The sequence below is a fragment of the Thioclava litoralis genome, assembly GCF_045278885.1.
In the GTDB taxonomy this organism is placed as follows: domain Bacteria; phylum Pseudomonadota; class Alphaproteobacteria; order Rhodobacterales; family Rhodobacteraceae; genus Thioclava; species Thioclava litoralis.
The window spans coordinates 107,495-120,516 of the sequence record NZ_CP135443.1 but is presented as its reverse complement, the minus strand read 5'-3'; the positions used below and the strand labels follow the sequence as shown (position 1 = coordinate 120,516).

At 59.4% G+C, this 13,022-nt stretch carries 14 protein-coding genes; 3 read left to right on the top strand and 11 right to left on the bottom strand.

The genetic code is table 11. The features are described from left to right. Positions 1-8: 8 nt before the first annotated feature. The 5 genes from RPE78_RS00580 to RPE78_RS00560 all read right to left on the bottom strand — a co-directional run bounded on the left by RPE78_RS00580 (position 9) and on the right by RPE78_RS00560 (position 4,605). Positions 9-431, bottom strand: a complete 423-nt coding sequence (locus tag RPE78_RS00580; protein ID WP_339107586.1) for an excinuclease ABC subunit A — start codon at positions 429-431, stop codon at positions 9-11. Between the two features lie 159 nt (positions 432-590). Continuing rightward, positions 591-968 (bottom strand): hypothetical protein, encoded by a 378-nt coding sequence (locus tag RPE78_RS00575; RefSeq protein ID WP_339107584.1) that lies wholly within the window; start codon positions 966-968, stop codon positions 591-593. Positions 969-1,076: 108 nt separating this feature from the next. Beyond that, a complete protein-coding gene (locus RPE78_RS00570; protein WP_406720946.1) occupies positions 1,077-2,126 on the bottom strand; it encodes an enoyl-CoA hydratase/isomerase family protein in 1,050 nt (349 codons plus the stop codon). A 55-nt stretch (positions 2,127-2,181) separates the two neighbouring features. Further along, a complete protein-coding gene (locus RPE78_RS00565) occupies positions 2,182-2,988 on the bottom strand; it encodes a hypothetical protein (RefSeq protein ID WP_406720945.1) in 807 nt (268 codons plus the stop codon). 117 nt (positions 2,989-3,105) lie between these two features. Next, the gene (locus RPE78_RS00560) at positions 3,106-4,605 is read right to left on the bottom strand and encodes a CoA-acylating methylmalonate-semialdehyde dehydrogenase (protein ID WP_339109515.1); all 1,500 of its coding nucleotides are present in this window, start codon (positions 4,603-4,605) and stop codon (positions 3,106-3,108) included. A 150-nt stretch (positions 4,606-4,755) separates the two neighbouring features. Between RPE78_RS00560 and RPE78_RS00555 the strand changes: the two genes are divergently transcribed. From RPE78_RS00555 to coaD, 3 genes are all read left to right on the top strand, one after another. Further along, positions 4,756-5,670 carry a LysR family transcriptional regulator gene (locus tag RPE78_RS00555; protein WP_339107581.1) on the top strand — a complete coding sequence of 305 codons (915 nt, stop codon included), beginning with the start codon at positions 4,756-4,758 and terminating at the stop codon, positions 5,668-5,670. 213 nt (positions 5,671-5,883) lie between these two features. Then, positions 5,884-6,318 (top strand): CBS domain-containing protein, encoded by a 435-nt coding sequence (locus RPE78_RS00550; protein ID WP_406720944.1) that lies wholly within the window; start codon positions 5,884-5,886, stop codon positions 6,316-6,318. A gap of 202 nt (positions 6,319-6,520) precedes the next feature. Then, positions 6,521-7,018: a pantetheine-phosphate adenylyltransferase gene (gene coaD / locus RPE78_RS00545; RefSeq protein WP_339107578.1), complete on the top strand. Its 498-nt coding sequence runs from the start codon at positions 6,521-6,523 to the stop codon at positions 7,016-7,018. 33 nt (positions 7,019-7,051) lie between these two features. Here the strand turns inward: coaD and RPE78_RS00540 are convergent, their stop codons facing one another. The 6 genes from RPE78_RS00540 to purB form a co-directional block, all read right to left on the bottom strand. After that, a complete protein-coding gene (locus RPE78_RS00540; protein WP_406720943.1) occupies positions 7,052-7,750 on the bottom strand; it encodes a YfdX family protein in 699 nt (232 codons plus the stop codon). A gap of 183 nt (positions 7,751-7,933) precedes the next feature. Continuing rightward, entirely contained in the window at positions 7,934-8,935 is a 1,002-nt protein-coding gene (gene gap, locus RPE78_RS00535) for a type I glyceraldehyde-3-phosphate dehydrogenase (RefSeq protein ID WP_339107576.1), read from the bottom strand. 90 nt (positions 8,936-9,025) lie between these two features. Next, entirely contained in the window at positions 9,026-9,169 is a 144-nt protein-coding gene (locus tag RPE78_RS00530; RefSeq protein WP_339107575.1) for a hypothetical protein, read from the bottom strand. A 37-nt stretch (positions 9,170-9,206) separates the two neighbouring features. Next, on the bottom strand, positions 9,207-10,211 hold the full coding sequence (gap, locus tag RPE78_RS00525; RefSeq protein WP_406720942.1) for a type I glyceraldehyde-3-phosphate dehydrogenase: 1,005 nt from the start codon (positions 10,209-10,211) through the stop codon (positions 9,207-9,209). A 213-nt stretch (positions 10,212-10,424) separates the two neighbouring features. After that, positions 10,425-11,486, bottom strand: coding sequence for a FliG C-terminal domain-containing protein (locus tag RPE78_RS00520; protein ID WP_339107573.1), 1,062 nt, complete (start codon positions 11,484-11,486; stop codon positions 10,425-10,427). Between the two features lie 181 nt (positions 11,487-11,667). Next, on the bottom strand, positions 11,668-12,972 hold the full coding sequence (purB, locus tag RPE78_RS00515) for an adenylosuccinate lyase (protein WP_339107572.1): 1,305 nt from the start codon (positions 12,970-12,972) through the stop codon (positions 11,668-11,670). Positions 12,973-13,022 lie beyond the last annotated feature (50 nt).

Genomic DNA, 13,022 nt, shown 5'->3' with positions numbered 1-13,022 from the left:
GTCTCCGATTAGTTCAGAATGGCATTTACCGCACCGATCAGTGCCAGCATCTGACCGGTCTTATCGACGCGATAGACGTGATCATAGCTGCGATAATAGGTATAGTGCGGATCGAGACCATAACGACCCGGATCGCGGATCACAACATAGTCACGGTCGATCCGCTCGCCACGGCGCCACTCATGGCTGGGGAAGCGATGATCATCGACCCTGCGCTCTTCGACACGGCGGTCGTCGCGGTGGTCATCACGGCGATCGATGACGATGACCTTCTCGTTATCACCGCGATGATGGTCATCCACCTTTTTCGCAATGCCCGGCGGCATGCCTTTATGGTCGCCTTTCTGCCACGGCGGATCCGCCAGTGCGACCAGAGGGGCGAGCGACAGGGTCGTTGCGAGAATGAGCGAATTTTTCATGGTCTTATTCATGACTTACTCCTTCGATTTGAGTAAGAAATGCGCATGGCGGGGAAGAAGTTCCAGAAGCGGAATTTAGCCTGCGCGGTTTATTGCCCAAGGCCCGAGCGCCTTGGCGGAAAAAGGCCGGACATTGGAAAATGTCCGGCCTTCAACGGGATATGCGAGCGATTACTTGTTGCTCAGCAGGGCGCTGACGAGGCCGATCACGGCCACGGTTTTCAGCGTATCGGTATCGACGCGCACGACGCGCTCGTTCACGATGCGGTATTCCTGACCTTTCGGCGGTGCGGGCAGGCGTTTGAGCTGGGCGGCGCTCGGCGCACGGCCCGGGGCGCTATGTTTTGCGCTGACCTGCTGTTGCGGGGCCGCTTTTTTCGAGCTGGCCTGAGCCGAGACGGCCTTGCCATGATTGTCCGACTTCTGGCTCTGCGAGGCCTGACATTTCTGGCCCGGCGCGCAGCCGTTTGTGTTGTGACCTTGATCGGCGAATGCAGCTCCCGAAAGGGTAACCAAGGCAATCGATGCGGACATAAGTAGGCGTTTCATGAACTGCTCCTTTGTAGTCATATGTCCTTTAAACGAACTGCTAACCGCTTTTGATCGCTGTTTTTAAAAGAAAAACTTTTTTGTGTAGACGGAACTTTTCAGCTTTGCTTAAGCTGGGCAGGCCTGTGCGCCGAAATTGATAGCCAGATCTTCTGGCAGGGGGGCAAGAAGGGCATCCACCCGCACCTGCATATCCGCGCCGGATGCGAACCGCCAGACCGGTTTGCGGTCCTTGTCGATGATCTGGGCGCGCACCCCTTCCAGAAACTCGGCGGATTCGCAGGCACGGGCGGTGAAGCGGAATTCGTTCGACAGCGCCTCGCGGATGTCGCGGGCCTCGCGGCCCATACGCACAAGCCGCAGGGTCGCCGCCATCGACAGGGCCGAGTTCCGCTCTAGCGTCTGTCGCGTTTCAAGGGCGAAACTGTCGCCCGCCCTTTCCAGATTCACAAGGATAGCAGCCAGATCATCCGCCCCGAAACAGCGGTCGATCATGGTGCGGGCCGCGGAAAGAGGCCCCTCGGGCAGGAGCTCGCCCGCAGGCAGGGCATCCACCGTGCCGGACTGACAGAGTGCGGCAATCAGATGCGGCCAGTTCTCTTCGGCGATCACCCTGTCGGCAAAACCTGCATAAAGCGCATCCGCAGGGCCCATACGCGCACCGGTCAGGCCCAGATATTCGCCCAGATATCCGGGGGCCTGCGCAAGGCGCCATGTGCCGCCGACATCGGGAATAAGGCCGATACCGCATTCGGGCATGGCAACCTGTGTCGTCTTGCCGATGATCCGGTGGCGGACATGGCCGCCCAGCCCGACGCCGCCGCCCATCACGAAGCCCTGCATGAAGGACAGGATCGGCTTGGGATAATGGGCAAGCTTGTCATTCATCCGGTATTCGTCGCGCCAGAAGGCCTGCCCCAGAGCGTAATCGCCCGCGCGCCCTGCATGATAGACAGCCGCGATATCGCCACCGGCGCAAAAGGCCCGCTCGCCCTCGGCATCAAGGATAACCAGATCCACCGCGCTGTTCTCGCGCCAGTCGTCCAAAGCGCGCTCGATGGCCAGACACATCGGGTGGCTCAGCGCGTTCAGCGCCTTGGGGCGGGTCAGCGTGATCCGGCCTGCGCGGCCTTGGATGCGGATATGCACGTCGTCCATTCTGGGTCCTCCTCGGTTGCGGCGATGGTGGGGCAGGCGGCAAGGCGCCGCAAGCCTATTGTGCCTGAAGTTGCGCAACGGCCTCGTCCCACCAGAGGTCGTACTCCATGAAATCCATATGGGTCTTGCCCGCGAGATAGGTGATCGTGATGCTGTCCAGCCCGTAACGCTCGACCAGATCGGTGCGGAAACGCTCGGCCCCGTTGCGGGGCACATGCTCATCCTCGCCCCCCAGAATGAAGGCGATGCGCGGACCGTGGGCATAGCGTTCGGGATGGGTCATCGGGTCCAGCGCATCATGGAAAAACCGTGCATGCCAGTCAGCCTGTCCCAGATCCATGAAGTGGGTCTGGGTCTCCAGATCGCGGGCGGCGGGGCGGGTCCAGTCGGGGGTGCCGACCACGGATGCCAGTTTGGTGATGCGCTTGTCGAGGCCCATAGCCACCACGCCGATATCGCCGCCCATCGAATGGCCCGACATGGTGACGGGGGCATGGATGTCGAATTCCGCCTCGGCCCAATCGAGCACGCGGGGCACCTCTATCGCGGTCTGCCCGAGGATCGGCCAGAAGTTGCGCCGGAAATTGGCGAAAATGCGGGCGCGGCGGGTAGCGTTATCGGTATCTTCGGGGATAGTGCGCGCGCCCATCATCCACGGGTCGAAGCTGACGCCCAGATAGCCCAGACGGGCCGCGCGCTGCAAAACAGGCAGAGCCTCTTCCTTAGAGAGCTCATAGGCAGGCACATGCAGCCAGATCCCGCGGAGTTCGCCCGCAGGGGGCTGGGCCAGAACGGGAATGCCATCCACATCCTGCCGGATCGGCTCGGGGAAGGTGGCGGTGGGGCGGGAGGTATCGAACATCTGAAAGCTCCTTTTACCGTCCCAACCACGTCATGACCCAAGCTGTTCCGCAAAGAGAAAAAGCCGCCCCCGAGGGAGCGGCTTTCGTATCGGGGAGGAAGGCCCCGACAGGGAGCGTTAGTCCATCGCCTTGAAGTTCAGCGACGCGCCGTCCTTGATGCCGGAGAACCAGCGGGCGGTGACGGTTTTGGTCTTGGTGTAGAAGCGGAAGGCATCCGGACCATATTGGTTCAGGTCGCCAAAGGCCGATTTCTTCCAGCCGCCGAAGGTGTAATAGGACAGCGGAACGGGGATCGGGAAGTTGATGCCGACCATGCCCACATTCACACGGCTTGCGAAATCGCGCGCCACATCGCCATCGGCTGTGTAGATCGCGGTGCCGTTGCCATATTCGTTTTCGATGACCAGTGCCAGCGCGTCCTCATAGGACGATGCGCGCACCATCGACAGAACCGGCCCGAAGATCTCCTGCTTGTAGATCTCCATGTTCGGCTCGACATTGTCGAAAAGGGTCGGGCCGACATAGAAGCCGTTCTCATAGCCTTGCAGCTTGAAGCCGCGACCATCGGTCACCAGCGTCGCGCCTTCTTCCACGCCCTTGTCGATCAGGCCAAGGATACGCTCTTGCGCGGCTTTGGTGATGACCGGACCATAGTCGATATCTTCGCCTGCGGTATACGGCCCGATTTTCAGCTTTTCGATCTTCGGCACGAGGCGCTCGATCAGCTTCTCGGCAGTGCCTTCGCCCACCGGAACCGCGACAGAAATCGCCATGCAGCGTTCGCCTGCCGCACCGTAGCCTGCGCCGATCAGCGCGTCTGCGGCCTTGTCCATATCGGCATCGGGCATGATGATCATATGGTTTTTCGCACCGCCGAAGCATTGCGCGCGCTTGCCGTTGGTGGTGGCGCGGCCATAGATATATTGCGCGATCGGGGTCGAGCCGACAAAGCCCACAGCCTGGATCACTTCGTCATCCAGGATCGCATCCACGGCCACCTTGTCGCCATTGACGATCTGCAGCACGCCATCGGGCAGGCCCGCTTCTTTCAGGAGTTCCGCCAGACGGAACGAGGTCGAGGGGCAGCGCTCGGACGGCTTGAGGATCATCGCGTTACCGCAGGTCAGTGCGGGCGCCATTTTCCACAGCGGGATCATCGCGGGGAAGTTGAAGGGCGTGATGCCTGCCACAACACCCAGCGCCTGACGCATGGAGTAAAGATCGATACCCGGACCGGCGTTATCGGTATATTCGCCTTTCAGAAGCGACGGGCCGCCCTGGCAGACCTCGACCACTTCCAGACCACGCTGGACGTCGCCACGCGCATCGGGGATGGTCTTGCCGTGCTCGCGCGAGACCAGCTCTGCCAGCTCTTCCATATGCTCGTTGATGAGCGCGGCGAATTTCATCATGACGCGGGCGCGGCGCTGGGGGTTGGTGGCCGCCCATTTCACCTGTGCTTCGGCTGCTTTGGCGATGGCCGACTGCACTTCTTCAACCGTTGCCAGGGCGACTTTCGCCTGAATCTCGCCCGTTGCCGGATTGTAGATATCGGCAAAACGGCCCGATTTACCGGCGACATATTCGCCGTTGATCCAATGACCCAGCTCTTTCACGCCTTGGCCTCCAAAATCTTTCATGATGTCCTCCTCTGTCGCTGTCTTGCGACGTTCCGCTGTAGGCTAGTATTGCGAGATTGCGCAGAAAAGGGGATAAGTCTCAAAGGAAGTTTTGCAAAATCGCAAAGCCTTGAGGGGTGGTGATCCATGGATTGGGATGATCTTCGCGTGTTTCTTGCGGTGGCGCGTGCCGAAAGCCTGTCCGGTGCCGGACGGAGCCTGAAATGCGACGCGGCAACGGTCGGTCGGCGTGTGGGGCGCTTGGAGGAGGGGCTCTCGACCAAGCTGTTTCTGAAATCACCGCAGGGCTACACGCTGACCGATCCCGGAATCCGGCTTCTGCCGCATGCCGAGGCGATGGAACAGGCGATGGGGCTGGCCGAAGAAGAGATCAGCGGGCAGGCCGGAAAGCTGACGGGCCAGTTGCGCATCGGGGCGCCGGATGGCATTGCCAATTATCTTCTGCCGCAGATCTGCAAGCGGATCGCCGAGGAAAATCCCGAACTGGATCTTCAGATCGTCGCGTTGCCGCGGGTGTTCAACCTCTCGAAGCGCGAGGCCGATATGGCGATCACCGTGTCGCGGCCTACGGCGGGGCGGCTGACGGTGCAGAAGCTGGCCGATTACCAGCTGCATCTGGCAGCGCATCATTCCTATCTGGCGGCACATCCCGAAATCCGCTCGCGGGCGGATCTGAAAGACCACCGGATTGTCGGCTATATCTCCGATATGATTTTCGACAAGGGGCTGGATTACCAGTCCGAGACGGGGGCCGAACGCGTGGCGCTGGCGTCGAATTCGGTTTCGGTGCAGATGCAGATGCTGCGCGCGGGGGCGGGGCTGGGGATCGTGCATGATTTCGCGCTGCCCTTCGCGCCGGGGGTGGTGACGGTGCTGACGGAGGAGGTGTCTTTATGCCGGACCTTCTGGCTGCTGCGCCATGCCGATGACCGCCGGTCTGAACGGCTGACGCGGGTGGCCGAGATGCTGGGGCAGGGGCTTCGCGCAGAGGTTGCGCGACTGGAAGCCTTGGCCGCACAGGGGTTAACTATTTCTGAATAGCGATCAGGCTTATAAAAGTTTTATAAACCAATGAGCTAGCTCATGCTTATTAATCAGGCATGCCCCTGCGTCACGGTGTCGCAATTTCGCGGAAACCCGCTGAAATAGGACCTTTCTCTAGGGGCGTCTTTACTCCTCGGGCTTGACAGAATGGGGGTGCGACCCCGACCCTTGGTATCGGGGAAAGGACCACATTTGCCTGAGGAGGATGCCATGCAGGTTCTACAAATTCTGAAGTCGAAGAAAGATGACGGCGTTGTGACGGTTATGCCCGAGGACTCGATTGCCGACGTTGCCCGTCTGCTCTCCGCGCGCAAGATCGGGGCGGTCGTCGTGTCGCGCGATGGCAAACATATCGACGGTATCGTTTCCGAGCGGGATCTGATCCGCGAAATCGGACGTCATGGCGGCACTTGCCTGTCGCATCCGGTGTCGACGGTCATGTCCACCAAGATCACCAGCTGCTGCCGGACCACAACCACGACGGAAGTGCTGGAGATGATGAGCGCGGGCGGTTTCCGCCATATGCCGGTGCTGTCGGGCGACGAAATGATCGGTCTGATTTCCATCCGTGACGTGGCGGCCGCGCGTGTGGATGAACTCCATATGGAAAAAGAAGCCCTGACCGGCATGATCATGGGCAACTGAGAAAAACGGGTGGGCCGCTGGCCCGCCCTGCGTGCACCCGGGGGCGACCGGCAGTTGGTGCGGGTTGGCTCTGATCGGAAAATTTGCCCTATTCCAATCCGATTTACGCGTTAACCCTTGCATCTGGGATGACAATCTTGTTGCCTGTCGCGGAAGAACCGCGCGAGCGAGGACGCGCGGGAGCAGAGGTAGGAGCCCCCCCATGCGTATCGGTTTGTATCCCGGAACTTTCGATCCGGTCACTTTGGGGCATCTGGATATCATCGAGCGCGGACTGTCTTTAGTGGACCGTCTGGTGATTGGTGTCGCGATCAACCGTGACAAGGGGCCACTGTTTTCGCTGGAAGAGCGTGTCGAGATGCTGGAGGCGGAATGCGCTTCCATCACGGCCCGCCGGGGCGGCGAGATTAGGGTGCATCCTTTCGAAAATCTGTTGATTGATTGTGCCGCCGATGTGGGGGCCAATATCATCATCCGCGGCCTGCGGGCCGTCGCCGATTTTGAATATGAATTCCAGATGGTTGGCATGAACCGTGCGCTTAACAGCGAGATCGAGACCGTGTTCCTGATGGCCGATGCCCGTCGTCAGGCGATTGCGTCAAAACTGGTCAAGGAGATCGCGCGGCTGGACGGTGATGTCTCGCATTTTGTTACCCCTGCCGTGCATCAACGCTTGGGGGCAAAACTGAAAACTGCCTGACGCAGGTCAGGCAGTTTTGCATGTCGTACTGGCTTAACTTTCGCCGGGGACAAGCTTGGCGGCGCTGTTTGCGCTCATCCGGGGCGACGGGTCAGGGATGCGCTGGTAATCCACGTTTTGGAAAACCACCGATTCCTCGACATCTTTCAACGCCATATTTGCGGCTTGCAGATCGCCTTTTGCATAGGCGGCTTTGGCCTGTTTCAGTTGGTCTGTCGCCAGATCTGCCGGAATCAGCGCCGAAGAAAGGTCCACCGAAACATCCGATGCTTTCAGGAGTTTCGCCGCGCCGAGCGCATTGCCGTTGGCTGCCATCGTCTGCGCCGCTTCGACCTGATGCTCGTTTTGCTTGGTCACGGTAAAATCGGCACCGACATTCATCGACAGATCGAAGGGCACATAGGCGCCCGGCTGGGTGGTGTCCATTGGGGCGATCCCCTTGGACCCTTGCGCCTCGGCGTGCTGCATATGGGTCAGGGCTCCGTCGATCATCTTTCCCGCTGCATCATCCTGCCCGTCGAAAATTGCCAGACGCGCCCCGCGCACGGCATGCATGGACAAAGCCGCCTCCTTGGAAAGCTTGACGAGATCCGCGTCGCTGGCAGCCTTCTGTTCGACCTTGTCAAGATTAGGGGCCTGTGCGTCTTCAGCGAAAGCCGGAAAAATGGCGGCGCTGCTGGCAAGACCGCCAATAAGGGCGAGCGAGAAGATACGAGTTTTACAGTCCATCATGTGACTCCTTCCGAGGAGTGGGTTTGCTTTTATCGGGGCGGGGTCGTTCCGCGCCAGTGTGTGGATAACTCGGCCTGTCGTAAAAAGGTTCCCAGATTTCAGTCACATACCCTTGAAGCCTTGGTGAGTAAGCATGAAAAAGGGGGCACGACGGCCCCCTTTTTGACACATTTTTGCCAATATTCAGATAAGCTTACCGATCGCGACCGCCGTGTCGCCCATGCGGTTGGAGAAGCCCCATTCATTGTCATACCACGTCAGAATGCGCACCATCGTGCCCTCCATAACCTTGGTCTGATCGAGTGCGAAGGTCGAGCTATGGGGGTCATGGTTGAAATCGATCGAGACATTCGGGCGGGCGGTATAGCCCAGAATGCCCTTGAGCGGACCTTCTGCTGCGGCTTTGATGGCGGCGTTGATTTCCTCTACCGTAGTGGCGCGCGCGGCTTCAAATGTCAGATCGACGACCGACACATTCGGGGTGGGGACGCGGATTGCCACGCCATCCAGCTTGCCATTGAGTTCCGGCAGAACCAGACCGACCGCCTTGGCCGCGCCGGTCGAGGTCGGGATCATCGACATGGCCGCTGCGCGACCGCGATACAGATCCTTATGCATTGTATCCAGCGTCGGCTGGTCTCCGGTATAGCTGTGCACCGTGGTCATGAACCCTTTGACGATTCCGACGGTGTCATTGAGCACTTTGGCCACCGGCGACAGGCAGTTTGTGGTGCAGGAGGCGTTCGACACGACCAGATCTTCGGTGGTCAGCGTGCTGTCATTAACGCCAAAGACGATGGTTTTGTCGGCACCTTTCGAGGGGGCAGAGACCAGCACGCGTTTGGAGCCGTTTTGCAGGTGGATCGCGGCTTTCTCGCGGTCGGTGAAAATACCGGTGCATTCCAGCGCCACATCGACATCCCCCCAAGGCAGATCTTTCGGATCGCGCAATGCGGTCACGCGGATCGGGCCGCGTCCGACATCAATCCAGTCCTCGCCCGTGGTGACTTCGCCCGGAAAGCGGCCATGCACCGAATCAAACCGGATCAGATGCGCATTGGTTTCAACAGGACCGAGGTCGTTGATCGCCACAACTTCGATATCGGTACGACCGGATTCCACGATAGCACGCAATACATTGCGCCCGATCCGCCCGAAGCCGTTGATCGCTACTTTGACCGTCATCTTTGTCTCCTCTCGCTTTCTGCGGCGCCAAGGGCACCGTTTGCGCTAACATGAACATTCGACGTAAAAGGTCAACGCGAATGTAGGTCTTCAGCGCCAGAATTGAAGATAATAGACGAGGTCGGTTATTTTTCTGGAAAGAAAGAACAGCGTGTGGCCGCCGGTCAGAAGAAGATCGGCCAGCATTGCCAGCACGATAAGGGCGGCCAGCCCAAGAGCGATACGGTTGGTCATAGACCCTCTTTTTCCGCTCCCGGACTGGCCGAAAGCTTTAGTGCAACAGGCGACCCATCGTGCCGGCCACATCGGCCATACGGCAGGAGAAGCCCCATTCGTTATCGTACCATGCCAGAACGCGCACAAGCTTGCCGCCGGTCACTTTGGTCTGGTCGGGGGCGAAGATAGACGAGTAGGGCGTGTGGTTGAAGTCGATCGAGACCTTCGGCTCGGGATCATAGGCCAGAACCTTGCCCATATGCCCCATTGCCGCCTCGCGCACGACTTCGTTCACGTCATCGACCGTCACGTTTTTCTTGGCGATAAAGGTCAGATCCACCGCCGAGACATTGGGGGTCGGCACACGAATCGAGGACCCGTCCAGACGGCCCGCCAGCTCGGGAAGGACTTCACCGATGGCTTTGGCTGCACCGGTGGAGGTCGGGATCATGGCCATTGCAGCGGCGCGCGCACGGTAGAGGTCTTTGTGGCGACGGTCGAGCGTCGGCTGGTCACCGGTATAGGAGTGAATGGTGGTCATCACGCCAGAATCGATGCCGATCGCTTCGTTCAAAACTTTTGCCAACGGTGCCAGACAGTTGGTGGTGCAGGAACCGTTCGAGACAACCTCGTCGGCCAGCGTCAGGTCGCGATGGTTGACGCCGTAAACCACGGTGCGGTCGACATTGGTCGCCGGTGCCGACACCAGAACGCGCTTCGCGCCGCGACCAAGATGGACCGCCGCTTTGTCACGGGCATTGAATTTACCGGTGCATTCAAGGACGACGTCAACGCCCTCCCAGTCCAGATCTTGCGGGTTATAGGTCGACATCACCTCGATCGGGCCCTGACCCAGATCCAGCGTATTGCCTTCGACCTTGACCTGACCGCCGAAGCGCCCGTGGACGGAGTCATATTTCAGCAGGTGAGCATTGGTTGCGATCGGCCCCGTGGCGTTGATCTTCACAACCTGCACGTCATTGCGCGCGGCTTCTGCGATATGCGCCAGCGTGCAGCGCCCGATGCGGCCGAAGCCATTAATCCCGATGGTTACGGTCATGATGCTCTCCCAAACGAAGCGATCAGATTCATGAATTGCCTCATGAATACCACTGCATGCACCGCGAGAAAACACGCGCAAACAGCGTGTTAGCGTAAACATTACGGGGTTGCGCTAACGTTGGCGATAACTTCGGCAGCATGCCGCCACAGAGTTCAGGACAAAGATTGCAATCCGCGAGTCACGGAGAATCAATGCTGAAGAATATGGCTCTTAGTCTTCATCTTCGGCAACAAGGAAAATCTCTCCGGCAGCTTCCATCTCGCGAATGACATTCACAACAGCGCCCATCGCCTCTTCGGCATCCTTCTCCTTGATCTTGCCCAGCGTCTCCATTTCCTCGCGCAGCCCGTCAGCCATGCGCTTGGACATGTTTTCAAGGATGAACTCTGCCGCCTTTGCATTTTCGCCCGTGACCGAGGCAGCCAGCGCGGTCAGCAGGCTTTCCTGCGGCACATTGCGCAGGATCTTCGGCAAGTCTTTCGGCGCGATCCGCACCGGAATATTGGCGAAGGTGAAGATCGCCTTGCGCACCTGATCAGCAAAATCCTTATCGGCCTCGTCAAGGCCTGTCAGAACATCATCGCGGGTGGTCGCTTTGGTATAGTTGAGGATCGCCCCGACCCGTTCGACCGGCCCCGAGGTAAAGGCCCGCACCGGCACCGCATCGACCTGAGCGATAATCGCCTGACCGATTTTCCAAACCGTCTCGGGGGCGATATTGCCGGTCAGCGACACAGCATAGGCCACGCGCCGCGCTTTCTCGCCGGGCATTTTCGACAGAAGCTCTGCCGATTTCGCCACCGTCAGCTTGGACAGCAGTACAGCACAAATCTCGATGCTCTCCTCCTCGGCAATCGGGGCCAGCGCGTCGGTTTCCAGCGCGGCAATCCGCTCCCACGGGTCAGAGCGGGAATTGCCCGCCGCCAGTTTGCGCAGGCGGCTTTCGGCAGAGGGCGTCAACTGGCCCTGCAACAGCTTCAACGCCGAATCCAGACCACCGGCAAAAGTGATGCCAATCGCCTCCAGCTCGTTGCAGAATTCTTCGATCACGGTGTTCATGGTGTCTTTGTCGACCATACTCAGCCGCGAGATTTCCTCGGCCAGTTCGGTTTGCTGGTCATCGCTGAGCTGCATCAGGGGCAGTTTCTCGCCTTCGGAAGACAGCAGACGGACAATAATCGCCGCCTTCTGTTTTTTGGTCAGACCCGGACTGCTGCTTCCCATGTCGAAGCTTGCTGCATCAAAATTTCCCAAAGTGGCAAGTTGGTTCACCCGAGACTCCATGACTTTCTGCCTTGTATGGCGCCACATTCGCAGTTCAGCGTTAAAGGCGGGTTACTAGGTCTTTGGAAATATCGGATTTTCCCTAAAAGTTAACCATCGCCGGATGGGCCTATGGAAAAGGGCGCCCGATGGGCGCCCCGAAATGTCATGCAGTCCGGCAGGGCAGGCGTTACGCGCCAAAAACCCGACGGAAGATCGTGTCGACATGTTTCGTGTGATACTCCATGTCGAATTTCGCATTGATGCCATCCACGCCAAGCGCGGCGACCACATCCTTGTCGGCCAGCAGCAGCTCGCGGAAGTCCAGACGCTCTTCCCAGACTTTCAGCGCGTTACGCTGCACCATGGAATAGGCGTCCTCGCGCGAGACACCCGCCTGCGTCAGCGCCAGAAGCACGCGCTGGCTCATCACCAGACCGGGGAATTTGTTCATATTGTCGAGCATGTTCTGCGGGAAGATCAGCATCTTCTCGACCACGCCCGCCAGACGGTTCAGCGCGAAATCCAGCGTGATGGTCGCATCGGGGCCGATACCGCGCTCGACCGAGCTATGCGAGATGTCACGCTCGTGCCAGAGCGCCACGTTCTCCATCGCCGGCACCACCGTCATGCGCACCAGACGTGCCAGACCGGTCAGGTTCTCGGTGAGAACGGGGTTCTTCTTATGCGGCATGGCCGACGAGCCCTTCTGGCCCATCGAGAAGAATTCCGCGCCTTCCAGCACTTCGGTGCGCTGCATGTGACGGATTTCAATCGCGATATTTTCCATCGAGGAGGCAATCACGCCCAGCGTCGCAAAGAACATCGCATGACGGTCGCGCGGGATGACCTGCGTGGAGATCGGCTCGGGCTTGAGGCCGAGCTGCGCACACACATGTTCTTCGACCGCCGGATCGATATTGGCGAAAGTGCCGACCGCGCCCGAAATCGCACCGGTGGCAACCTCTTCACGCGCGGCCTGCAGACGGGCCTTGTTGCGGTCCATCTCGGCGTAGAAACGGGCAAATGTCAGGCCCATCGTGGTGGGTTCGGCATGGATACCGTGCGAGCGGCCCACGCGAACGGTGTTCTTATGCTCGTAGGCGCGTTTTTTCAGCGCGGCCAGAACCTTGTCCAGATCGGCCAGCAGAATGTCTGCGGCGCGCACCAGTTGCACGTTGAGGCAGGTGTCGAGCACATCCGAAGAGGTCATGCCCTGATGCACGAAACGCGCCTCGTCCGAGCCGACATGCTCGGCCAGATGGGTCAGGAAGGCGATGACGTCATGCTTGGTGACCGCTTCGATCTCGTCGATCCGCGCGACATCGAACTCGACATCCTTGGCTTTCCAGACGGCTTCGGCGTTTTCTTTCGGGATCACACCGAGAGCGGCCTGTGCGTCGCAGGCATGGGCCTCGATCTCGTACCAGATCTTGAATTTGGTGGCGGGTTCCCAGATGTCGACCATCTCTTTGCGGGCATAACGCGGGATCATGCTTGAGACCTTTCGATTGCGCTAGATGTAAGCTGTTGGCAGGCTTCTAG